Genomic DNA, 23,925 nt, shown 5'->3' with positions numbered 1-23,925 from the left:
TTCGACTCGCCTGGCCGACTTTTCTTTCGCATGTTTTTGCCGCTCAAAGCCTTCTCCCGTCTGGGAAACCACGCGACGCCTTGTCGCGAGGATGCATTTTTTCGCCAAAACGACGCAGAAAGTTCTTCCATTCTTCACAAAAACCGCGCTAGCGTTTCTTTGCGGCAACCGAGGTTGCTTCAAATAATTCTTCGAAAATCTCTTCGAAGAATGAAGTAGAACACGGCCAACGCAAAATAGTGCGCATTTTGCGCCATGTGAAGAAGGAATACAGATATGTCGTCTGGTTTTTCCGTAAGCACATTTTCGCCGAAAACTACGGCCTCTTACCGGGTTTTCTTCGCAGATACCAAATGTCGGGGCGTCGGCCCCCCGTAAGGGGACAGCAGATCCCTATGGTCTCTCTCTTCGATTAGAGCGATCACAGGGACTCAGACGCCGCTTTTCCCTCACCCTCTCTTTCCCTCTCCTCTAACCTTTTGCCGAAATTTCAGCGTAGAGGCTTACAGAGCTTTCAGCGGGAAAGAAGCAAAACACGGCCAACGCGAAATAGAGCGCTCTCGCGCCATGTGAAGAAGGAATACAGATATGTCGTCTGCTCTTTCCGTAAGCACATTGATTTCGAAAACCATGAACGCCATCAGGGTTTTCTCCGCAGATGCCGACTATAAAGGTGTAGGGCCACCGTAACTCAGCCCTCAGGCCCACCGGTTTTCTTGCGACAGGAAAAACGATGGGCCAGACCCTCTTTCTCCCCTCAAATCAACTCTGCTTTCCAGTCTCTCTTCCTTGTCGACCTTCCAATACCGGGATTAAGACAGTTGCACGGGTCCAGATCCCGGTAATGGGCAAGTATCGCATCGCCAGCCTCGTAGAGATGACCGAGATTATGCTCCGCCGGATAGCGTGCCCCGCGCGCATCGAGCAGTTTGAGCATCTCGTGTTCGACCGCCTCGGCTGACTCTCCCGGCTTCAGCACATAATCCTGATGCATCACGTGGCATAGAAAATGTCCGTAATAGAGCTTGTGTTCGATACGGGCTTCCAGCACCTCGGGTAATTTCTCGAACCACTGCGTGTCGTTACGGCGCAAGGCGATGTCCAGCGCCACGATGTCGCCAGCCTTGCGGCCCAGAACCCTGCAATAGCGGAGCGCGGCGCCAGCGGCCGCGAAACGATGCAGAAAAGCGCGTTTGCCCTCATCTTCGGTGCAGGCGAACCAGCCGGTTTCTTCCTGCCCCCCCTCGCTTCTCGTCGCAGGGTTTTCCAGATATGCCCGAATTTTCGGCGCAAGCGTGGCTGACACGCGCAGCATCAGGTGGTGTTCGAAGCGCTGCTCGAAAACCCGCATTTTCTCGGGGATCTGGTTGGGCAGAAAACGCCCGATTTTCTGCATGAAGCGGTCGGTGAGATTTTCCGGCAGGAAGCTTTTTCCTGAGAAAAAATCGTCGAGCCAGGCCTTGGCGGCGAAAAGGCGCGGAATGGCGCGTGTTCCGGCGTAGCGGATAAGCGCCACCGTATCGCGGCCATAGGCCTCGGCAATACGAAACGCGTCACGATGCATATACTCGCCTGCGATCGGCACTTCATCATAGGCAGTCAGCAGGTGACGGCGCAGAGATTCAAGCGCCGCCGTGCTGTTGGTACCGATATAGAAAACCTGGCTGTTCTTCTCTGCCGGGAAGGAATCGACACGCACGGCAAAGACGATGAGCTTGCCTGCGCAGCCTGAGGCATCGAACCAGCGCGACTTATCCTGATTATAACGTGCAGGCGTATCGGCTTCGACATCGCGCACATGGTCGACATAGCGGTTGTCATGCCCCTTGGCCGACGTCCATTCGATTTCATCGGCGGTGAAAGCCCCACTTTCAAGCCGGGTGAGTGCCTTGATCGGGTCGTCATCGAGCTTGATGCCCAGACGATTGACGAGTTCGAGCCGCCCCTCTGCCGTTACCCGACCGAAAAGCGCCATCTCGGTATAAGCAGGGCCGCGCTGCACCAGCGCCCCACCCGAGTTGTTGCTGATTCCGCCCAGAACCGACGCGCCGATGCAGGATGACCCGATGACGGAATGCGGCTCACGCCCGTGACGGGCCAGAGAGGTTTCGAGCTTGTGCAAGGTCGTACCGGGCAGGCAGATCACCTGCCTGCCTCCCCCAAGCAGATGCATGCCGCGCAGACGACGCGTGTTGATAAGAATGACCGGACGATCATAATTATTGCCATCAGGGGTGGAGCCACCCGTCAGGCCCGTATTGGCGGCCTGAACGATCATGATCTGGTCTGCGGCCACGCAAAGCTCGGCCACACGCCAGAATTCCACCAGGGTGCGCGGGCGTATGACAGCCCTCACCTTGCCCGAACCGAAGCGGTAGCCCTTGCTGTAGGGCGCCGTCGCATGAGGCGCGACCAGCACATGCGGCGTCCCGACGATCTGTCGCAGCAGAACCAGCAGCCTGTCTGCATGCAAGGTAGGTTCTGTCAGGCGCATGATCGTCTTCCTTCGCTTGGCGATGTCGCAGCCCGTTTCAGCTCCGGCATCGGTCGTTCGGGCTCATGCCCGTACAGGAAAGGGCAGCATCACAGTGATCCGCCCAACCCTGAAATACCCCGGCGAGCGGGACTTCGCAGGCGTCAGCCGATACGGGTCAGCCCGCCCATATAAGGCTGAAGAGCCGCCGGAATCTCAATGACGCCCTCTGCCGTCTGGCCATTTTCCATGACCGCTATCAATGTGCGGCCGACCGCAAGGCCCGAGCCGTTGAGCGTATGCACGAAAGCCGGGCCGTTTTCGCCGCGGTAACGCGCATTCATGCGGCGCGCCTGAAAATCGCGCGTGTTGGAGCAGGAGGAAATCTCGCGCCAGGCTTTCTGACCCGGCAGCCAGCCTTCAAGGTCGAAGGTTTTGGCGGCGCCGAACCCGGTATCGCCCGCACAAAGTAGCATACGGCGATAGGGAATATTCAGGCGTTCGAGAATGCTCTCGGCGCAGCGCGTCATGCGCTCATGCTCATCCGCACTCGCCTCCGGCGTGGTGACGGAAACCAGCTCGACCTTGCTGAACTGATGCTGACGCAACATGCCGCGCACGTCGCGCCCGGCAGAGCCCGCTTCGGAACGGAAGCAGTTGGAGAGCGCCGTCATGCGCAGGGGCAGCGATTTGGCGTCGAGAATATCGCCCGCCATGCTGGCCGTCAGCGGCACTTCTGCCGTCGGGATCAGCCAGCGGCCATCGGTCGTCTGAAAGGAATCCTCGGCGAATTTGGGCAGCTTGTCAGTGCCATACATTGCCGCATCATTGACGAGCAGCGGCACGATGGTCTCGCTATAGCCGAATTCCTGGGTGTGAGTGTCGAGCATAAACTGACCCAGCGCCCGCTCCAGACGGGCAAGCGCGCCGCGCAGGACGGTAAAACGTGCACCGGAAAGCTTGGCGGCTGTGGGAAAATCCATCAGACCGAGCTGCTCGCCAAGTTCGAAATGCTGCTTCGGCTCGAAATCGAAAACCGGTACCTCACCCCATTGATGAACGACCTGATTAGCCTCTTCATCGCGCCCGTCGGGCACGGTTTCATCGACACGGTTGGGAAGGCTCGCGAGAACGCCGCTGATCTCGCCTTCGATCTGCGAGGCGGTGGCTTCGAGGACAGCGATATGATCGCGCAGCTCGACGGCTTTCTGTTCGAGCGCACTCGTGTCCTGACCGGTTTTCTTGCCCTGGCCGATTTCCTTCGCCAGCACCTTGCGCTGGGCCTGCTGCTCCTGAAGCACCTGAAGGGCAGCACGGCGCTCCTCATCGCGACGAACCAGATCACCGGCGACGGGCGACAGGCCACGACGGGCCAGAGCGGCATCAAAACCGGCCGGATCGGCGCGGAGGGCGCGCAAGTCATGCATCGTAGTCGTTTCCCGTTAAAGCCTAGTCGATCGCAACAGCGCGTGGCTCGACCAGGCGTGCCGTAAAGATCGAGATTTCATACAGAAAGATCAGTGGCACGGCGAGACCCACCTGGGTGATCACATCGGGCGGCGCCAGTATCGCCGCGATTACCGTGGCCCCCACGATGGCGTAACGACGGAATTTCCTGAGCCCTGCCGAGGTGACGATTCCCACACGCGCCAGAAGCGTCAGCACCACGGGCAACTCGAAGGCGGCACCGAAGGCAAGGATCAGCTTCATCACCAGAGAGAGATAATCCGAGACCTTGGCCTGCAACTCGATATGCATGCCATGAGAACCCGCCGGGGCTGTCTGGAAGGACAGGAAGAAACGCCAGGCGATGGGAAAAATGAAGTAATACGCCATGGTCGCGCCAAGCAGGAACATGAGCGGGGTTGCGATCAGGAACGGGGCAAAAGCCCGCTTCTCATTGCGGTAAAGACCCGGCGCGATGAAAATCCAGGCCTGCATGGCCACAATCGGAAACGACAGGAAGATCGCCCCGAAGACCGCAACGCGCACATAGGTGAAAAACGCCTCTGAAAGCGCCGTATAGATCAGATGCGGCTGCTCGCCCTGCTGGCGCATGATCTTGGCCAATGGGTCGGCCAGAAAGAGATAGATCTGCTCAGAGAAGTGATAGCAGACCAGAAAGGCGACGATAAACGCCGCCAGAGACCAGATGAGGCGCTTGCGCAGTTCGACCAGATGCTCGAGCAGCGGCATCGCCTTGTCGTCGAGGGAGTTTTCATTCGTCATGGCGCGGTCGGACAATCTGGCTGTGTTGGGGTCGCAAGCGGCAATACAGGCGTCTCGGCCTCTTGGCTCGAATTTGTCTTCGCCTCAGGCGGTGGGTCGAGCGCGACGCGCCGCCCGTTATGGATGACACGCAATGGCGGTATGACCGAAGGCGCGTGCCAGAGTGTCTTTTCATGATTCAGGCGGCGCGCCGTCAAAGGCGGCAGAATAGCAGGGGCTAGCGCCTCTTCCTGCCGGGCCGGAGCGGTCTCGGTGTTGCTGACGCCCGGCCCGCTGACCGGAATGACGGAAGGAGCCGTTGACGCAACCGATGCCGATGCGGGCGCAGACAGAGATGGCGGCGGCCTGAAATCGAGGCTTTTGCTGATGGTCTGGTCTGAGTCGATCGTGCGGGCGATGCGGTCACGGAAATCGAAACGCTTGAGATCGCGCAGATGATCGCGCGCCTCGCCGAGATCGGCTTCCCGCACCATCTCGTCCACATGCCCCTGAAATTCCGACGCCATGCGACGTATCGCCTTGAGGCCCCGGCTGACGGCGCGAATGGCGGTCGGCATGTCCTTGGGGCCGATGAAAACCAGCGCCACAATGACGATCAGCGCAATTTCCGACCAGCTAAAATCGAACATCTTCCCCACTCATCACAAAAGCCCGATAAACGAGGCGCCTATTTTATGCCCTGCTGGGTCACGACCCGGCCTGCCTGCCCTGCTGCATCGGGATCGAGCAGCAACTCGTCACGACGCGGAAGAGCGCCAAGATCGCTCAGGCCGAAACTGCTGAGAAAATGCGCCGAAGTCCCCCAGAGAATGGGCCGACCCGGCACTTCCTTGCGCCCTTTCGGCATGATCAGTCCATCCTCGATCAGCGTGTCGAGCACGGTCTGACTCAGCGAAACGCCGCGTATGCCTTCGATATCGGCGCGCGTGCAGGGCTGATGATAGGCGATGATTGCGAGCGTTTCCATGGCGGAACGGCTCAGACGCCGGGGTTTCTCGATGATGCGTGTGAGCGCCGGCGCGATTTCGGGCCGCGTCCGGAATTGCCAGCCTTTGGCAACCGCCACGAGCTCGACCGCATGATCTTCGTAGCGCGCGGTGATGATCGCCAGAACGGGGCCGAGAGCCGTTTCCTCAGTGCCTTGGGTGACCAGAAACTGTTTGAGCGTGTTTTCCGAAACCGGCTCGGCACTGGCGAAAATCAGCCCTTCCACCAAGCGGGAAAGGGGTGTCAGCGCGTCCATCACTCTGTTTCCTCCTGGGGGTCTTCCTTTTGCGGCGCCCTGAGCAGGATCTCGGCAAAAATCCCTTCCTGCTTCAGTTCAACCGCGCCGCTCTTGGCCATTTCGAGCCCGGCCACGAGCGCACTGGCCAGAGCCGCCGCCCTAGCACGCGGTGCCGCGCTTTCCTGCGCGGGCAGCAGCGACGTCAGCTTCTGCCACCCGGCGACCTCGCTCGCATTGAGCAGGCGTTGCAGCGCCGACACCGCTTCGGTGACGGTCCAGTAGCGCGGGCGGGGCGGGGCGTAGAAGCGCTTGCGACCACGACGGCGGGTCATGGCGAGATAGGCCGTGATCAGCCCGATCATATCGACACGCAGGCCGGAGCGGTCGATCTGCGTCATGTCTTCACCGCTGCCACGGGCGAAGACATGCTCACCCAGACGCGGACGGTGATCGAGCCAGAGCGCGAGCCCGCGTATGGCCTCGAGCTCCAGCAGCCTGCCCTGAAGCAGTTCGGCAGCTTCTTCTGCCTCGCCATCGGGTTCGTTTTCAGCAGGCAGAAGCAGGCGCGATTTGAGCCAGGTCAGCCATGCCGCCATGACCAGCCAGTCTGCCGCGAGTTCGAGCCTGATCTGACGCGCGCCTTCGACGAAGCCGAGATATTGTTCGACCAGTTGCAGGATCGAGATCTGCGCCAGATCGACCTTCTGGGCGCGCGCCAGATCGAGCAAAAGGTCGAGCGGTCCTTCGAAACCCGTCAAAGACAGATGGGGCGCGGTTTCCGGCTCCGCGCCCGTCGGAAAGACGAGACCCCCTTCACCCATTGCGGTCAGAAGACAGCCGGTGTGCAGGCAATGGAGCGCGCATGAAGCCGCACGCAAAAAGCGCGCGCCGCCTGTGCCGATTCGAAGCCGCCAATCCGCAAACGATAGAAAACATGACCGTTGATCGTCTTCTGCTCGATAACCGGCTCACGGCTCGACAGCAGATCGCTCGCCTGTCTGGAAAGCTTGCTCCAGGTCGCTTTGGCGTCAGCATCGCTGCCGAGCGCGGCAAGCTGCACCATATGCCCGCCGCTTTCCGTTTTACCTGTCGTAACGGGAGACGGAGCGGTAGCGGGCTTTGCCTCATCCGTCTTCGGCGGCGCCACGGCTTTCGGTTCCGGCCTCGTTTCTTCCGGCTTGCGGGGCGCCGGTTCGGCTGGTTTTTCCTCAGGCGCGACAGGTGGGGCTGCGGCAGGCGTCTTGGGCTTTTGCGCCTCAGCCGTGCTGCCGGATGGGCTGCCAGATGGGCTATCCGACGGGCTGGCCGCCGAGGCTTCCCTGGCTGCTGGCGGAGCTGACGGCGTCTCTGGCGCCGTGCGGGCCGCCAGTGCTTCGGGACGGGGCTGTTCGGGCTCGGGCGCGAGATGCGCTTCGCCCTGCCCTGTCACATCGAGATCGGTGCCATCGCCCATGATCTGCATGCCGCCGGGATCTGCCGGGCGGTCACGCACCGGGCCGGGCGGCGGCCCGATGACAGGAATGCCGCCTGAATGACCGCCGAGCAGAGACCAGCCACCGACACCCACGACCAGAAGCGCGCCGAGCCCTGCTGCGCCATAAACGAGGCGACGCGTCATGACGTCCGATCCTAGCAGCGCGCCCAGACCGCCACCCGTCGCCGCACGACGGCGAAAGACGGGCTCATCGTCGTAATCGGCGCTCAGGCGCTCGCGAGGCGACGAGGCGCGGGGATTGTCGCGAGCCGAAGAGGCCTCAGCCCCATAGGAAGGCGGACGCGTATCGGTAAAGCGCGGATCATTGGCGCGTCGGTCGTTGCCGCCGGGCTGACGGGGACGCTCATCGCCCCCTTGCCGGTCGTCGCGCCAGTCTGGCGTGTCGTCGTTCATCGCATCTCCTCAACCGGCTCGACACCGAGAATGGCCAGACCGCAGCGCAGCACGCTGGCAACCGAGGCCACGAGCGCGAGCTTGGCCAGACTCGCCGCCTTGTCCTGCTCGTGCAGGAAGCGCAGCGTCGTATCCTCACGGCCCTTGTTCCACAGGGCATGGAAATCCGCCGCCAGCTCGCCGCAATAATAGGCGATGCGATGCGGCTCGCGCGTCTGGGCTGCGCCTTCGACCACGCGGGGGAAGGTGGAAAGACGACGCAGCACGGCAAGCTCGACATCGGAATCGAGACGCGACAGCTCGGCACCGGTCAGGGCGTAATCGCTCGTCACATCGGCACCGAACATCGCCTCGGCGCTGCGCATGACCGAGCGGCAGCGCGCATGGGCATATTGCACGTAGAAAACGGGGTTGTCGCGCGTCTGGGCCACGACGGCATCCAGATCGAAATCCATCTGCGCATCGGCCTTGCGCGTCAGCATGGTGAAGCGCACGGCATCGCGCCCTACCTCATCGAGCAGGTCGCGCAGCGTGACGAACGTGCCAGCACGCTTGGACATACGCACGGGCTCACCGCCCTTCATGATGCGCACGATCTGGCACATCACGACCTCGAAGCCCGTCTTGCCGTCAGTCAGGGCGCTGACAGCAGCGCGCATACGCGAGACATAGCCGCCGTGATCGGCGCCGAGTACGTCGATCAGTTCGTCGGCGTTGCGTGCCTTCTGGGCGTGATAACCGATATCATTGGCGAAATAGGTGTTGCTGCCATCCGATTTGCGCAGGGCACGATCGACGTCATCGCCGAACTGGGTGGAGCGGAACAGGGTCTGGGGGCGCGGTTCCCAGTCTTCAGGCGTCTTGCCCTTGGGGGGCTCGAGCACGCCTTCGTAAAGCAGGCCCTTGGTGTCGAGCGCCTTAATGGCCTCATCGACCTGACCGCTCGCCAGGGTCTCGGCCTCGGAAGAAAATACCTCGTGCTGGATGCCCAGCAGGCCGAGATCGGTACGGATCTCTTCCATCATCACCTTGAGCGTGGCAGCGCGTACGATGTCGAACCAGACAGACGGATCTGTCGCCTGCCCGGCGGCATCGGCAAGGCTCTTCCCATGTTCAGCCGCGAGCGATTCACCGATCGGGATCAGATAATCGCCCTGATATTGCAGGCCGGTCGGAGTCAGTGCCGAGAACGTCTCGACATCGACCTGCGTGCCGATAGCCTGAAGATAGCGCCAATATGCTGCCCAGGTAAGCGCAATGACCTGCGCACCGGCATCGTTGATGTAATATTCCTTGGTGACCTTGTGACCGGTCTTGGCCAGAAGATTGGCCAGAGCGTCACCCACCACCGCGCCACGGCAATGGCCGACATGCATCGGGCCGGTCGGGTTGGCAGAGACATATTCCACATTGACGCGTCTGTCGGCGCCGAGGCGCGACTCACCGAAACGCGGCCCTGCCTCGATGACAGAGCGCGCGACAGATTGCAGCACGTCAGGGCTGAGTGTCAGGTTGACGAAACCGGGCCCTGCGGATTCCGCCTTGGCCACACCCGGCAGCGCCGAAAGCAACGGCACCAGATCGGCTGCGATATCGGCCGGGCGACGACGCGCGAATTTCGAGGCCAGAAGCGCCGCATTGGTTGCCATGTCACCATGGGCAGCATCGCGTGCCGGGGTGAGTTCGACACGCGCGGCGATGTCATCCGGCAGATCGGCCACGACGGAACGCAACGCCTCTCGCACCTGCCCCTGATAACGGGCGAAAAGGCAATCTGTGGTGGGCGCTTGTGTATCGGACATGAGGGCGTTGCGTTCCTGACGTGGTTCTTGCTGCCTGTATCAACCCAGCATGGAGAGTTCCGTCAACCGTCGATGTTCATCCATCGCGAAACGATCGGTCATTCCTGCTATGTAATCTGCCACGACGCGGCGTCTGCCAGCCTCGTCTGCGGCCTTCGCCTTCTCGCGCCAGCCATCGGGCAGAAGGCTCGTATCTTCGGATAATATCTCGAAAACCTCAGTCGTCGCCAAGCGTGCCTTGCGTGTCATGCGGTTCACCTTCCAGTGACGATACATGCGGGCATAGAGAAACTTGCGTATCTCCTTGTTCTCACGCGCGATGGTCTCACTGAAGGCCACGACCGGCATGGGGGCGTTGCGGATATCATCGGCCGATTCCGGGTTGAGGGCGGCGATATTTTCCCGCGTCTGCTGTGTCACATCGGTGGCGAGCACATTGATGACCTGACGGATCGTCTCGTGACGGATACGGCGCTCACGCTCATAGCGGTCATCCGTGCGAACGCCAGCCAGGGCGCGCTCGAGAGCGGGCCCCACGATGGGCAGTCCCGCAATATCGTCGAGCGCCAGCAACCCGGCGCGCAGCCCGTCGTCGAGATCATGGCCGTGATAGGCGATATCGTCGGCAAGCGCGGCGACCTGCGCCTCTGCCGACGCATAACTCGCCAGATCGAGATGATGACGCTGGTCGTATTCGAACAGATAGGGCGTCGGGCGTTTGACCGGTCCGTTATGCTTGGCCAGACCTTCGAGCGTCTCCCATGTCAGGTTCAGCCCATCGAAGGCATGGTACCGACCTTCGAGATGGGTCACGAGGCGCAGGGACTGGGTGTTGTGGTCGAACCCGCCCCAGTCTTTCATACAAAGCTTCAGCGCGTCCTCGCCCGCATGGCCGAACGGCGTGTGGCCAAGATCATGCGCCAGAGCGAGCGCCTCGGTCAGATCTTCATCTAGTTTCAGCTGCCGGGCGATGGAGCGCGCGATCTGCGCCACTTCGAGCGAATGCGTCAGACGCGTACGGAAAAAATCACCCTCATGGTTGATGAAGACCTGCGTCTTGTATTGCAGGGTGCGAAACCCGGCCGAATGGATGACGCGATCGCGGTCTCGCTGCCAGGGCGAACGCGTGGGCGCGTCCTCCTCTGCGTGTAGGCGGCCTCGCGCGGTCTCGCGACGCACGGCATAGGGGGCGACATCCTGGCTGATCATCCGCTTTCTCCACATCACCCGCTTTGAGAGGGCGCATCGGCGCATTATATGGGAAAAGATGAGCCAGACCACGCCCCCCTCCTCCGCAGCGCCCCTTTCGGGACGCTTTTCGGTCTCCGCCGGTGCCGCCGCCCGGATTTCGGAGATCATCTCGCAGCAGGCCGATCCGGCGGGGCTTGCCCTGCGCGTGGCGGTTCTGGCCGGGGGGTGTAACGGGTTTCAGTATCAGTTCAAGCTCGACACGGATCGTGCCGCCGATGACGTGGTGATCGAGCAGGATGGCGCAACCGTTCTCGTCGATCCGGTGAGTCTCGATCTGCTCGAAGGGGCGCAGCTCGAATTCATCGACAAGCTGATGGGGGCGCATTTCGCCGTCACCAACCCCAACGCGGCCTCGTCCTGCGGTTGCGGCACCAGCTTCTCTCTGGCGTAAGACTTTCTCGATGAGCTTCACTTTCGCGAGCTGGAACGTCAATTCCATCCGTCAACGCGAGCGCCATGTTCTGGACTGGCTCGACCGTGTCAAACCCGATCTGCTCTGCCTTCAAGAGCTGAAATGCGAGACTTCTGTCTTTCCGACGAGTTTCGCAGAAGCGGGCTATCATCCGGTCGTGGTGGGGCAAAAGGCCTATAACGGCGTGGCCATGCTGACGCGCGAACCGGCAGAAGTGATCAATCTGAACCTGCCGGGTTTCGAGAGCGACGCCTCGCGCTATGTCGAATTGCGCATGGCGGGCATGGTGATTGGCAATCTCTATCTTCCCAATGGCAATTCCGGTGGCGCGGCGGGGTTTGAGACCAAGCTGAATTTTCTCGAAGCTCTGGCTGACAGGGCCCGTGCGCTTCTGGAAGCAGAAGAGGATTTTCTTTTCACCGGCGATTTCAATGTCTGCCCGACGGATGAGGATTTCGCCCCCGGTGCCCTGAGCCCGGACGATGCGCTTCTACGGCCGGAAAGCCGTGCAGGCTGGCATCGCCTTCTCTGGCTCGGTCTGACCGATGCCCTGCGCGCGCTTCACCCCACCGGGCGCCACTATACGTTCTATGATTACCAGAATGCCGCTTTCCAGCGGAATTCCGGCCTGCGTATCGACCACGCCCTTCTTTCGCCCCGTCTGGCCGAACGCCTCGTTTCCGTCACACCCGATCGCGACGAGCGTGCCAAAGATCAGCCTTCGGATCATATCCCTCTGATCGTGACGCTCGCCTGAGATCTTTGCCGCCTGTGATGTCTCTCAGGGCATCACGGAAAAGTCGCCGAAGCCTCGCTGCGCGGATGGGGAGCAGCCGGCCGATCCGAGGCTCGGCGTCCCGAAAATCGGGACACCCCATCCCGTAGAATCAGGCCTCAGGAAACACCCTCATCAGAGCCGAAAAACTCGTGATGGATGCGCTCTCTGTTCAGGCCAAGTCGCGTCAGCCCGCCGATCATGTCGCGCTGGAAACCGCGTGGGCCGCAGACGAACACGTGGGTTTCCGGCCCTGTTTGCTGGAACACCCATTCGGCAGAGACGCGGCCCTTGTGACAGGTCATGGAAGAGGCCTCGCCCTGCCCCTCACTGCCGAAAAGATCTATTTTTGCAGTCGATTCTGTAGCAGCAAGCTCTGAAAGGGCGGTTTCGAAAGGCATGGTACGCAGATCGTGATCGCCGTGAACAAGATGCAGGGCACGCCGCTCTCCGGCGGTTCGCGCAGCGAGAAGCATGCTCAGGAAAGGCGTGATACCGATGCCGGCACTGACCAGTATTGCCGGTGCTGCTCCGATCGAGGCCAGGGTGAAATCACCCGCGGGCGGTGTCACATCCAGCACGTCCCCGACATTCAGTCGGTCATGAAACCACCGCGACACCAGCCCCTGCGGATCGCGCTTCACCGAGATGCGATAACCGCGCTCATCCGGTGCGCTCGAAATACTGTAACTCCGACGGGTGTCGATACCGTCCCGATCGAGACGAAAGGTCAGGAACTGGCCCGGCTTGTGAAGCATGACCGGCTTGCTATCGACCGGAACAAGCCAGAAGGACGTGACCGTATCGCTTTCCTGAACACGCCTCTCGACCCTGAAGGTCCGCCAGTCACGCCAGCCGCCCGGAAGGGCTGAACGTTCCGCATAGACACGGGCTTCACGGGCGATAAGCACATCGGCGAGAAAACGGTAGGCATCGCCCCAGGCATGCATGATTGCCGGTGTTGCCGCCTCCCCCAGAACGGTCTTGATCGCGCCCAGAAGCGCCGCACCGACAACCGGATATTGCTCGGGTTTGACGATGACGGCGACATGACGCTCGACGATGAGATTAAGGGCGGCCTCCAGCTTCTCCGGATGCTCGATGTGACGCGCATAGGCCAGAACTGCGGCGGCGAGCGCATGGGGCTGACGCCCATTAGCCTGATCGGTCTGATTGAACATCGCCGCTATGGCGGGATCGCGCATGAGAGAGGCATACATCGTCTTGGTGATCGTGACCCCATGCGCCTCGAGCGCGGGGATCGTGGCTTTGACGATTGCGGGGGTGCCGGATTCAAGCGGTTGAATCATCGTGCGACTCCTAAAAGATGTATAACACGCACATCTTTTAGGCCTGATGCGCGAAAGATGCAAATCTGCTACACCTTTACGTATGCGTCTGACCCTCCACACCGATTACGCTTTGCGCGTGCTGCTTTATCTCGGCCTCAACCCGGATCGGCGCGTCTCGATTCACGAAATCGCAGAGCGATACGGCATTTCGGAAAATCACCTGGTCAAGATCGTTCATCGCCTCGGTCAGGGCGGATTTGTCACCACGATGCGCGGCCGCGGCGGGGGGCTGGTGCTGGCGCGCGCGCCTGCCGAGATAGGTCTGGGTGATCTGGTGCGCTTTACCGAGGAGGACATGGCGCTGGTCGCCTGCTTCCAGTCAGGTCAAACCTGCCTGCTGACGGGCGCATGCCGCTTGCAGACTCTGCTCGGAGAGGCGCTGGGCGCCTTCATGGCCGTTCTGGACGCGCAGACACTCGCAGACCTGCTCAAACCACCGGATCTGTCCGCGCTGACAGCGCGGTTTCAATCGGTCGAACCGGATTGAAAGTCAAAAGACCTCCTGCCACGTTTTTACGTCGCCGGGGCAAAAGCTCTTTTCTCTTCCGGCTGGACCTACACTGGCAGACCCTACCTCTGCCCGAGCGTCTTCGCTCGGCTCCAGACTCGCTTGTGTCGCCAGATGGAGCATGATCGCAGCTGATGGCCCCGTTAGCGCGTTACTGCGCCGATATCGCCTAGACGATACCATCGCGATCGGCGCGACCATGACCGGCGATGACATCGGCGATGATCGCCAATGCCTCGCCAAGCTCCGCCCGGCTGTCTGGCGCCCCAAGACAAAGACGCAGCCCCATATCGGCGTCGCGTGAAACCGGAGCAGCATCCGGCGGCGTTACCTCCACACCAGCCCGTAGCAGGCGCGTCGTGACCCGCTCGGCTTCAAGAGCCTGCATGGGCATGAAGCCATGCGGCGAATAAGCCGCTCCGGGGGGCAGCATCAGGCCCCCCAATGCATGCTGGGCCATCTCCCAGCGCGCTGCGGCTTCTGCCTGGATGGCCCGTCCGATCTCATCGATACGGCCATCTGTTACCCATTCCTCGAATATCAGCGCGCCAAGAGCGGGCGGGCAATAGCCAAAAGCGCGAATGCCGCGCATCAGCCGCTCGCGCGCCATGCCGGGTGGAAGGGCGAGAAAGGCCACGCGTAATCCGGGGCAGATGCCCTTGGACAGACTTACGAGATAGACCGTCCGTTCCGGCGCGAAAGAGGCAATCTGCGGCGGTCTGAGCGAATAGGCGTAATAGGCGTCGTCTTCGAGAATGATCAGGTCGCGCGCGCGCGCGACGGCCGCTATGGCCTGCCGGCGCTGCGCCGACATGGTGCGCGTGGTCGGGTTATGCAGCGTGGGGAGCGTGAAAAGCAGACGACTGCCGGTTTCGACGGCGGCACGGTCGAGTGCCTCGGGAAGGATACCCTCTTCATCCATCGGCAGCCCATGCAGAGACAGCCCGAGATGCTCCGCCGCCATTCTTGCGCCGTAGAAAGTCGATGATTCGCACAGGATCGTGTCGCCCGGCCCGCAGAAAGAGGAGAACACCAAGGCAATCGCATGCTGCCCCCCATTGCACTGTAAAATATTGGCCGCATCGATTTCGAGCCCGTAGGCATTCCCGATCCAGACCGAGGCGGCCTGTCTTACCGGTGCCAGCCCTGCCCCCTGAATATAATGCAGCGCGGGGTCGAGAGCGCCACGCGCCATCAAAGCCGTCAGGGCTTCATTCAGATCCTGCATGAGAGATACGGGCGGTGGCGTGTTGCAACGCAGATCGATCGCCCCGGTCTTTCTCTGCCCCGTGCCCACTAGCTGTGGCGCGGCGCGCTCGGTGGTCGGAACGTCGGGCACAGATGACGCGATGTTTTTCACGAACGATCCGCGGCCCACATGGGCAACCAGCAGGCCGCGACGCTCGGCCTCAGTGTAGGCGCGAGTCACGCTGCCGACGCTCACACCCAGCCTGAAGGCAAGCTCCCGATGCGGCGGCAGACGCATGCCCGGTGCGAGCGCGCCGCTCCTGATATCGCCAGCGATAGCCTGAACGAGACGCTCATAGAGCGGCGCCGGACCGGATTTCAGCTCAGGGTACCACATTGCGGCGATCCTTACCCGCATTGTCATGAGACATTAAACTTATTGCTCTTTTTATTGCCTTGATCAAGATAATACAATCGAATCGATTCGAGAATATTGTACCAATACAATAGAGGAAATCATGTGTTATTCTCGCACAGATCCTGCGTACGCCTCCTCTCTCTCGGCTGGAGGGAAGCCTCGCGATGGCATGATCAGGACTTTCGGTGTTCTGCTAAGCCTGAGCATGATGGGACATGCCACGTCGTGTCACGCCCAGACCAGGCAAGAGACGCAGGAGCGCGCACCATCCGATAAAGAAGCCTCAAACGGGCTGGCGCTGGATAATGACGACGCGATTGACAGTCTCGAAGTGACCTACGACCCCGGAGAGCTGACCGATAAGGCGCAGGCGCGGCGCCTTCTGGACCGTCTGGATCGCGCAGCCCTGCATGTCTGTGGGGAAGAAGACGGCATCTCGCTGCCGGTCCGGCTGGCTATTGAGCGGTCCGACTGTCATCGGGACAGCCTTCGCCGTAGCGTGACTGCCATTCACCATCCACTTCTGACACAGCTTGCTGAAGAGTCTCTTCGACAGCTTCCCGCTTCCGCCACGCTCAGCACCAAGGAGCCATCAAGATGAAATTACATTTTCAGCAGGTCGATGTGTTCTCGACCGAGCCCTTCAAGGGCAACCCCCTCGCAGTCGTTACAGGGGCGGATTCCCTGACCGATGCGCAGATGGCCGCCATCGCCAACTGGACCAATCTGAGCGAAACGAGCTTCCTGCTCAAGCCCAGCTCACCCGAGGCCGATTATCGCGTGCGCATCTTCACCCCGCATAGCGAACTGCCTTTCGCCGGGCATCCAACGCTCGGCAGCGCCCATGTCTGGCAAACGCTCTCTCACACCCCGGAAAAAGGGCCGGAGAAGGATCTGATCGTGCAGCAATGCGCGGCGGGTCTCGTGCCGATCCGCAAACTGGCAGGGGGACTGGCTTTCGCCGCCCCGCCCCGGCGGCGCTGCGGGCCTGCCAGCGAGGAAGAGCGCAAGCGGGCCCTTCAGGCGCTGCGGCTCAGCGCCGATGATGTGCTCGACATTCAATGGGCCGATAATGGTCCGGGCTGGCTCGTTCTGCATCTGACCGACAGGGACGCAGTGCTTGCCATCCAGCCGGACTGGGCGGCGCTGGTGGATCAGAAGCTCGGCGTCGTCGGGAAGTGGGAGAAGGCGCCTGCTGCATCCGGAGCCTGCTTCGAGGTGCGGGCCCTGGTTGGGGAAAACCCCGGCTATGAAGACCCCGTAACGGGCAGTCTCAATGCCTCCATCGCCCAGTGGCTGATCGAGAGCGGCAAAGCCCCGGAACGCTATACCGCCTTCCAGGGAACGGCTCTGGGCCGCGCCGGGCGTGTCTCGATAGAAAAACAGGGCGATGACATATGGGTGGGCGGCGCCGTCGTCACACGCATCGACGGCACAATCACCCTTTGAAAGCCTAATTGCGCCATCCCGCCTTCGTTCGCTCACACCAGGCTGGTACAGGCGCTCGCAGGACCAGCCTACGGGCCGAACCTCACTGAACGTGTTGTTGAGCTGGATATTCTGAGGCGCGTACAAGAATTGCGCATCAGAAATGCATCAAAGCAGAGTTCCGGCAGCATCGTGTCGCGACTCTCGCCCGGGGGTGAAGCACTCATTCACCCCCATGTCTGTCGACATATCCTAAGGGCTTCGCAGCACAGGCGCCTTTTACAGACGGCCTTCAGCGAGACTTTGAATATCGGCGTAGATCTCGTTCCACTCCTCTGTATCCACGTCGAATAGCCCAAGAAATTTCATATAGAACATTCCCTCGCTTGCGATGAAGGCAAGGCGCGCCTTTTTGTTGTCATGCGTATTCGCGGCAAGCGTCTCATATCTCTGCCGGTACCATTGGCGTGCTCTACCGTTGGACTGCTCCTGTGCGAGAAGGCCGGCGAGAACACTGCATATCTTGCTGTCCGGCTCCGAAAGCAGATTCCTCGCCGTCTCGATATGCGCTCCTATCTTGCTGCGCCCCTCGCCATTTTGGCCAGCTTTGCTGGAAAAAGCCGCCTCCTCACGGGAAAACCATCTGTCGACGAGCGCCTCCGTCAACTCTTCCTTCGAGCCAAAGCAGGACTGCACGCCTCCCTTGGTGATTCCTGCCTCCTTCGCGACGGCTCCTATAGAAAAAGCGCCAATGCCTGCCGTCAAGATGACCCGCTCAGCCGCCTCAAGGACTTCGTTTCTGTCTATGGTTTTCGGACGTCCCACGATTGCTCCTTGCAATTAAAATACGATCGTATTAATACTCTCTCAACAATCTCCTGATCCTTCCCGGCCCGCGAGCTCAGTGCCGGTATCGAGCCATGAGGAAATCCGCGTTTCTTCATTCCGTCGAACTGAATGAAGAAACGCAGAGAGAAGAAACGCAAATAAAAATCAGATCGTCCCGAACAAGCATTTTCGTAATGGAGTAAGCCATGCCCTATCTGAATGTCACTCCCGGCGTCCCTGCGCCTTACAAGGATGGGGGCGGTCTGTACATGCTGAATGGCGGCACAATTACTGTTGACACAGATCAGGGTCTTCTTGGTCTTCGAGATACGACCAAAACAAATTATGGTCATGTGGCTTCCGTGGCAGGAAATATTTATGTCCATTTCGACGAGCGCGCATTTTACGCCAACCCTGTGAACAAGATATTCAAGCTCGAGATAGAAAATACAAAGCCCGTTGCTAACGTCACAATCAATTATCTGCTCTCAGGAACGGAGAAATCCGTAACTGCCCTGTGGAACGGAACGAAGACGATCATCACCTTTATTCTGGGTGATGGGCAGGGCCATTCAGTCACTCTGAACATCGGCACCCGTTTTAACTCGCTTGGCCTACCGCTTGGCAAGACAGTGTCTTTCCCGACCGACAACAATAGCGGCTTAATCAAAATTGTCTGCTATGCCCGGGGGACCCGGATAGAAACACCAACCGGGGAGCGCCTCATCGAAGATCTCCGCGCAGGAGACGAGGTTATCACATATAAAGAACAACTCAGAACGATAGCTGCCATCAAGTGGGTCGGAAGGCGTCGCGTATTCACCACAAATGACGCTGAAAAACTCGTTTGCGTCCGGAAGGATGCACTGCAATCCGGAGCACCGAACAGGGATCTTCTGATTACACCAGAGCATTGCCTCTTCATTGATGACAAGCTCTTTCCTGTACGCACGCTCGTCAATGGTCGTTCAATCGCAATCAGTAATGAGACAGATTTCGAGGTTTTCCATCTTGAGTTAGAAGAGCACTCGATCATTTTCGCTAATGGTGCGAGCTCTGAAAGTTTCCTTGATACTGGAAACAAATATCTCATGTTTAGTGAGAATGCGAGATCACTGACGCTGGGCAATTCAGAAACGGCATGCCGCATCTCTGCCGCGCCTATCTGTACCGCGCCAGAACAAATCAAACCTGTGCACGATGCTCTTGCCATGCGTGCCGCTATGCAGGGCTACGCTCCACCCGAGCCTCCGCCTCCCATCACCCTCGATCCTGACCTCCACCTTGTTTTGGATAATCACAGAAAAATAAAGCCTGCCAGAATAAAAAGCGGACACTACGTATTCTTTGTTCCCAATAGCGTTGGAACATTCTGGATCGGTTCGAATACTTTCATACCCAGCCGATCTTATGGCCCGTGGAATGACGATCGGCGCGAACTGGGCGTTCTCGTAGGCAAGATCAACCTGTTCACCAGCTCAGGCCAGATCGATTACACCGATCATCTGAACCATCCTGAAAAAGAGGGCTGGCATGCAATCGAAAGCAGGGCGCATCGATGGACGGGCGGTCATGCCAAAGTGGATATTGGCTCAGATCTTCAAGGTGAGAGAGTGATAGACGGGGTGATGGTCATCTCTGTCGAAATTGTCGCTACGGGTGCTTACCTTGCGCTCCAAGCGCCTTCAGAACGCAGCCTGACCCGCTCTTATTATCCGAGAGGTTTCCAGACGCGGAAGGACTCGCCTGCTGCCATTACATCTCTCGTGAATCTGGTCACCAATCATGAGAGCCGGGTTGGAGTCACGACGATACGGGACATCTTATCCGAATAGATAACGCATATACGGGGCGTTATGAGCTAGAGAGCGGCGTGTGCCTGAGCAGCTCGGGTCACTCGCATCGCAAAGGCGGCAAGGCGTTAAGGGAGGTCAACGCGCCGCTGAGAACATAATCACCAAAATCGATCAGGAGATGGTCTTCGACGCCATTGCTCCAGAGCACGTCGCTATAGGCCGAATCGGGTAGTAGCGCGCCGCTGCCTGCTCCGAAGCTTGCGATGGAAACCGGCACAGCCTCGCGCCCGCTCAGCAACGGGCTGGAAAGGCTGGCCCGATGAGGCGTGAAGCCGCCGAGTGTCGCATAGGTAGGGATACTGCCCGTATCCGAACTGCCATCGAACAGATCGAGGGCGAGATGCAGGCTCTTTTTTCGCGCTGCGGCCAGCAGGGCCATCGTCTGCTGTATAGGAAATACCGTCTGGGCCGGCAGGGTGACGCTACGCGCCTCGGGCCTGGTGTAGCGCACCAGGATCTGCCCATGACGCTGTCTTGTCGCCTCACCGGCAGTCTCGCTCGTTACCTGCCCATCCTGACTCTGAACGGTGCGAAACACGAAGTGATGCGCGTTTTTATCTTCCAGCGTGGCTGACTGGAAACCGACCGTGCTTGTACTGCCATCGCCGCTGACGATTTCGATTTCCAGTTTCTGACTGACCGACCATGCGGTGCAGAGATCGCGAAGCTGATAAGTCGCTGTACCGCTTGCCCCGGCCAGCGCGCCTGCCTTGAGACGCGACAGAGCCAGCATGTAGACGGCCTTGTGGGGCTGCAATCCCTCAGCCAGAGCTGAGGGAGCCAAAGCAGAAGGCGGCAAGGCCAGAAATCCGGCGAGAAGCCCGATTGGAAACCGTTTCACGCGTCACCGCCTTTCCGGTTCAGTCCTTCTGGGCGCTCGCCGCAGACTGGGTGCTGGCCTTTGGCTTGGGCGGCAGGATCGCGAGCGAAAGCTCCTTCAGACGGGCAGGCTCGACCGGGGCCGGGGCTTCCATCATCAGATCTTCGCCACTCTGGTTGAGCGGGAACAGAATGACCTCGCGGATATTCGGCTCATCGGCCAGCAGCATCACGATACGGTCCACACCCGGTGCCGAACCGCCATGCGGCGGGGCGCCGTAACGGAAAGCGTTGAGCATGCCGCCGAAACGGGCCTCGACCACGTCTTCACCATAGCCTGCAATGGCGAAGGCACGGATCATGACTTCTGGCAGATGGTTACGGATCGCGCCCGAAGACAGCTCGATGCCGTTGCAGACGATATCGTACTGATAGGCCTTGATGGTCAGCGGGTCCTGCGAGTTCAGGGCCTCGAGCCCGCCCTGCGGCATGGAGAACGGGTTATGCGAGAAATCGACCTGGCCCGTTTCCTCGTTGCGCTCGAACATCGGGAAATCGACGATCCAGCAGAAACGGAAGGCGTCCTGCTCGATCAGATCGAGTTCCTGCGCGATGCGCGTGCGCACCTGACCCGAGAACTTGGCCACGGCATCGCCTTCGCCTGCGGCAAAGAACACGGCATCGCCGGCCTTCAGGCCGCATGCCTCGCGAATGGCCTCGACGCGATCGGCTTCGAGATTCTTGGCAATCGGGCCCTTGCCACCATCTTCTTCGAAAATGATGTAGCCCAGACCGCCAGCTCCGGCATCACGCGCCCAGCTATTGAGCTTGTCGAAGAAACCGCGTGGGCGCGTCCCCGCACCCGGTGCCGGAATGGCGCGCACTTCGCCGCCATTGGCAGCGATACGGGCAAACAGACCGAAACCCGAATTGGCGAAGGCTTCGGTAACCGTGCTGATCAGAAGCGGGTTGCGCAGATCGGGCTTGTCGGAGCCGTACAGACGCATCGCCTCGTCATAGGGAATACGCTGGAACGGCGCCGTATCGACCTTGCGACCCTTGCCGAATTCGGCAAACAGCCCGCTCAGCACGTCTTCGAGCACAGCAAACACATCTTCCTGCGTTGCGAAGGCCATTTCGAAATCGAGCTGGTAGAACTCGCCGGGGCTACGATCGGCGCGGGAGGCCTCGTCGCGGAAGCAGGGCGCGATCTGGAAGTAGCGGTCGAAACCGGCAACCATAGCGAGCTGCTTGAACTGCTGCGGAGCCTGCGGCAAGGCGTAGAACTTGCCGGGGTGCAGGCGTGCAGGAACGAGGAAGTCACGCGCGCCTTCAGGCGAAGACGCAGTAAGGATGGGCGTCTGGAATTCGGTGAAGCCATGACCGATCATGCGCGAACGCATGGAAGCGATAACGGCCGAGCGCAGGCGGATATTGGCGGCCATCTTCTCACGACGCAAATCGAGATAGCGGTATTTGAGACGCAGATCCTCGGGGTAGTTCTCGCTGCCTGCCACCTGAAAAGGCAGCACGGCCGCATGCGAACGCACTTCGATCTCGCGGGCGCGCAACTCGATGGCGCCGGTCGGCAGGTGCGGGTTGCGCTGGCCTTCTTCACGCGCGACCACTTCGCCCGTGACCGTGATCACGCTCTCGACGCGCAGGCGCTCGACGATATCGAGCAGATCGGTGCCGGACGGGATGACGATCTGCGTCATGCCTGTCTGGTCGCGCAGATCGATAAACAGAAGCCCACCATGATCGCGCTTGCTGTGAACCCAGCCTGACAGACGGACGGTCTGGCCGGCGTCGCTTTCGCGCAGGGCGCTACAGCTATGCGTGCGATAAAGATGCATGGGCGTCTTCCTGATTCGTAACCTCGGGGGTGCAGGGGGCGAACCCCTGCCAATGGAGCGCAGGAAGCCGCTCCACCCCTCCCCTGTCAAGCATCGTCGAAGGTTACGGCCGCCTTGCCCATCTCTTTTGGCCGCCCTGCGGTGGCCATTCCGACGATTTTGCCCTTTTCGTCGGCATAGCGGGCTGTGAAATCGAAACGAGACGCTTCGCCATCGATCTCGACATGGTCGAAGCTGCGCGGCCAGCCGAGATATTCGATCTTGCGATCGTATTGCTGCGTCCAGAGCCACGGGGTCGTCAGCGTACCGCCGGGCAGGCCGAGCATGGTGCGTGCGGCGATACGCGCCTGACACTGGGCCGTGCGCCAGTGCTCGATGCGATATTGCGCGCCTCGATGGGTTACGCTGGCGATATCGCCAGCAGCATAGATGTGGGGCGCCACGCGCATGGCCTGATCGACCTCGACCCCGCCATTATCGCTGAGCGCATGGGCGGGGAGATAATCGAGAACCGGCTCCGCGCCGATGCCCACGATCACCAGATCGGCTGTAATCCGGCTGTCATCGTCGAGGGTGACGGATTCGACATGTTCCTTGCCGTTGATCGCCTTTACACCGCAAAAGGGAATGAACGCCACGCCCTTGCCTTCGTGCAGGCTGCGCATCTCAGTGCCGATCTCTCGACCGAGCTGGTTCTGGAAAGGCAGCTCGCTGCGGGACAGCACTGTGACCCCGGCCCCGCGCTTTCGCAGCACGGCAGCGGCCTCCATACCGATGAAGCCCGAGCCGATGACTACCACGGTCGTATTTTCAGTCACTTTCGACGCGATTTCGCGCACATCATGCGCGCTGCGCAGGCTGTGAACGCCAGGAAGCCTGCTGCCGGGGATATCGAGCGGTTTGGCGCGTGACCCGCTCGCCAGAAGCACATGATCGGGCGTCAGGGTAACGCCCTGTTCGAGAGTGATCGTGCGGCTTTCGGTATCGAGCTTGATGACGCGATCCATCACACGCTCGATGCGCTGCTCGATATACCAGGATTCCGGGCGCAGCACCGGGGGAGCAGCCTCCGGGTCCGGATTAGCAAGCGTCATCTTGCTGAGCGCCGTACGGTCGTAGGGCAGATCTTCCTCAGGGCTGATGAGCAGGATACGACCGGCATAGCCTTCCTCACGCAGGGTCGACGTTGCGGCGATAGCGGCGGCACCCGCACCGATAATGGCAACGATCTCGTGCTCCCGCATGGGAGCAGGCGCATCGCGCTTGATGGCCACCTTGCCGACCAGAACGCGCCCGTCATGGAGTTCGACCGGATAGCGAGCGAGCGGATCGAGCGCGGGAGGCTCGATCAGCCTTCCCGTTTCGGCGGAGAAACTGGCCTTGTGCCACGGACAGACAAGCTGCACGTCGCCCTCACGCGACTTGCAGGCCACGCCCTGCTCCATCGGCGCGCCCTTATGAGGGCATTTCCCATCAAAAGCGCGCACCTCCTCGCCCGAGCGATACAGAACCAGCGCCTTGTCACCGATGCTTACGGAGGTAATCACGCCGTCTTCCAGCTCGTTCAGCGAGAGGACATCCGTCCAGTCCATCAATTCAGCGCTCATTTACCCGTCC

The 23,925-nt window shown here is 60.4% G+C and carries 21 protein-coding genes; 6 read left to right on the top strand and 15 right to left on the bottom strand.

Annotated elements, in window-relative coordinates; all coding sequences use genetic code 11:
- Positions 1–757: 757 nt before the first annotated feature.
- From dld to ABHV46_RS13545, 9 genes are all read right to left on the bottom strand, one after another.
- A complete protein-coding gene (gene dld, locus ABHV46_RS13585) occupies positions 758–2,494 on the bottom strand; it encodes a D-lactate dehydrogenase (protein ID WP_438381902.1) in 1,737 nt (578 codons plus the stop codon).
- Positions 2,495–2,637: 143 nt separating this feature from the next.
- The gene (gene serS, locus ABHV46_RS13580; protein WP_438381900.1) at positions 2,638–3,900 is read right to left on the bottom strand and encodes a serine--tRNA ligase; all 1,263 of its coding nucleotides are present in this window, start codon (positions 3,898–3,900) and stop codon (positions 2,638–2,640) included.
- A 22-nt stretch (positions 3,901–3,922) separates the two neighbouring features.
- Positions 3,923–4,702, bottom strand: a complete 780-nt coding sequence (gene tatC / locus ABHV46_RS13575; protein WP_336946525.1) for a twin-arginine translocase subunit TatC — start codon at positions 4,700–4,702, stop codon at positions 3,923–3,925.
- A complete protein-coding gene (gene tatB / locus ABHV46_RS13570) occupies positions 4,699–5,331 on the bottom strand; it encodes a Sec-independent protein translocase protein TatB (RefSeq protein WP_025841163.1) in 633 nt (210 codons plus the stop codon). Before tatB ends, tatC begins: the two co-directional genes overlap by 4 nt.
- 38 nt (positions 5,332–5,369) lie before the next feature.
- Positions 5,370–5,945, bottom strand: coding sequence for an SMC-Scp complex subunit ScpB (gene scpB / locus ABHV46_RS13565; protein WP_438384408.1), 576 nt, complete (start codon positions 5,943–5,945; stop codon positions 5,370–5,372).
- On the bottom strand, positions 5,945–6,748 hold the full coding sequence (locus ABHV46_RS13560; protein WP_438381899.1) for a segregation and condensation protein A: 804 nt from the start codon (positions 6,746–6,748) through the stop codon (positions 5,945–5,947). Before ABHV46_RS13560 ends, scpB begins: the two co-directional genes overlap by 1 nt.
- Before the next feature lie 5 nt (positions 6,749–6,753).
- Entirely contained in the window at positions 6,754–7,815 is a 1,062-nt protein-coding gene (locus ABHV46_RS13555; RefSeq protein WP_438381898.1) for an SPOR domain-containing protein, read from the bottom strand.
- Positions 7,812–9,617, bottom strand: coding sequence for an arginine--tRNA ligase (gene argS, locus ABHV46_RS13550; protein ID WP_438381896.1), 1,806 nt, complete (start codon positions 9,615–9,617; stop codon positions 7,812–7,814). Before argS ends, ABHV46_RS13555 begins: the two co-directional genes overlap by 4 nt.
- Before the next feature lie 39 nt (positions 9,618–9,656).
- A complete protein-coding gene (locus tag ABHV46_RS13545; protein ID WP_438381895.1) occupies positions 9,657–10,826 on the bottom strand; it encodes a deoxyguanosinetriphosphate triphosphohydrolase in 1,170 nt (389 codons plus the stop codon).
- A 58-nt stretch (positions 10,827–10,884) separates the two neighbouring features.
- On the opposite strand from ABHV46_RS13545, the gene erpA reads away from it, so the two are divergent.
- Both erpA and xth read left to right on the top strand, forming a co-directional pair.
- A complete protein-coding gene (gene erpA / locus ABHV46_RS13540; RefSeq protein WP_336946533.1) occupies positions 10,885–11,259 on the top strand; it encodes an iron-sulfur cluster insertion protein ErpA in 375 nt (124 codons plus the stop codon).
- A 10-nt stretch (positions 11,260–11,269) separates the two neighbouring features.
- Complete coding sequence (gene xth, locus ABHV46_RS13535; protein WP_438381894.1) at positions 11,270–12,037, top strand: exodeoxyribonuclease III; 768 nt, start codon at positions 11,270–11,272, stop codon at positions 12,035–12,037.
- A 137-nt stretch (positions 12,038–12,174) separates the two neighbouring features.
- On the opposite strand, the gene hmpA is transcribed toward xth, so the two are convergent.
- Positions 12,175–13,365: an NO-inducible flavohemoprotein gene (gene hmpA / locus ABHV46_RS13530; RefSeq protein ID WP_438381893.1), complete on the bottom strand. Its 1,191-nt coding sequence runs from the start codon at positions 13,363–13,365 to the stop codon at positions 12,175–12,177.
- A gap of 82 nt (positions 13,366–13,447) precedes the next feature.
- Between hmpA and ABHV46_RS13525 the strand changes: the two genes are divergently transcribed.
- A complete protein-coding gene (locus tag ABHV46_RS13525; protein WP_438381892.1) occupies positions 13,448–13,894 on the top strand; it encodes an RrF2 family transcriptional regulator in 447 nt (148 codons plus the stop codon).
- A 190-nt stretch (positions 13,895–14,084) separates the two neighbouring features.
- On the opposite strand, the gene ABHV46_RS13520 is transcribed toward ABHV46_RS13525, so the two are convergent.
- The gene (locus tag ABHV46_RS13520; RefSeq protein WP_438381891.1) at positions 14,085–15,500 is read right to left on the bottom strand and encodes a PLP-dependent aminotransferase family protein; all 1,416 of its coding nucleotides are present in this window, start codon (positions 15,498–15,500) and stop codon (positions 14,085–14,087) included.
- A gap of 190 nt (positions 15,501–15,690) precedes the next feature.
- Between ABHV46_RS13520 and ABHV46_RS13515 the strand changes: the two genes are divergently transcribed.
- Positions 15,691–16,122, top strand: a complete 432-nt coding sequence (locus ABHV46_RS13515; RefSeq protein WP_438381890.1) for a UrcA family protein — start codon at positions 15,691–15,693, stop codon at positions 16,120–16,122.
- Complete coding sequence (locus ABHV46_RS13510) at positions 16,119–16,970, top strand: PhzF family phenazine biosynthesis protein (RefSeq protein ID WP_438381889.1); 852 nt, start codon at positions 16,119–16,121, stop codon at positions 16,968–16,970. Before ABHV46_RS13515 ends, ABHV46_RS13510 begins: the two co-directional genes overlap by 4 nt.
- A gap of 258 nt (positions 16,971–17,228) precedes the next feature.
- Here the strand turns inward: ABHV46_RS13510 and ABHV46_RS13505 are convergent, their stop codons facing one another.
- Positions 17,229–17,774 carry a TetR/AcrR family transcriptional regulator gene (locus ABHV46_RS13505; protein WP_438381888.1) on the bottom strand — a complete coding sequence of 182 codons (546 nt, stop codon included), beginning with the start codon at positions 17,772–17,774 and terminating at the stop codon, positions 17,229–17,231.
- Positions 17,775–17,983: 209 nt separating this feature from the next.
- Between ABHV46_RS13505 and ABHV46_RS13500 the strand changes: the two genes are divergently transcribed.
- Complete coding sequence (locus tag ABHV46_RS13500) at positions 17,984–19,612, top strand: Hint domain-containing protein (protein WP_438381887.1); 1,629 nt, start codon at positions 17,984–17,986, stop codon at positions 19,610–19,612.
- A gap of 58 nt (positions 19,613–19,670) precedes the next feature.
- Here the strand turns inward: ABHV46_RS13500 and ABHV46_RS13495 are convergent, their stop codons facing one another.
- The 3 genes from ABHV46_RS13495 to ABHV46_RS13485 form a co-directional block, all read right to left on the bottom strand.
- Positions 19,671–20,474, bottom strand: coding sequence for an EipB family protein (locus ABHV46_RS13495; RefSeq protein ID WP_438381886.1), 804 nt, complete (start codon positions 20,472–20,474; stop codon positions 19,671–19,673).
- A gap of 19 nt (positions 20,475–20,493) precedes the next feature.
- Positions 20,494–22,308, bottom strand: coding sequence for an aspartate--tRNA ligase (aspS, locus tag ABHV46_RS13490; RefSeq protein WP_336946543.1), 1,815 nt, complete (start codon positions 22,306–22,308; stop codon positions 20,494–20,496).
- Positions 22,309–22,394: 86 nt separating this feature from the next.
- Complete coding sequence (locus tag ABHV46_RS13485; RefSeq protein ID WP_438381885.1) at positions 22,395–23,915, bottom strand: FAD-dependent oxidoreductase; 1,521 nt, start codon at positions 23,913–23,915, stop codon at positions 22,395–22,397.
- Positions 23,916–23,925 lie beyond the last annotated feature (10 nt).

This window comes from Asaia sp. BMEF1, assembly GCF_051628905.1.
GTDB lineage: Bacteria > Pseudomonadota > Alphaproteobacteria > Acetobacterales > Acetobacteraceae > Asaia.
Note: the sequence above shows the minus strand (reverse complement) of the source record. Positions and strands in the feature narration are given on the sequence as shown.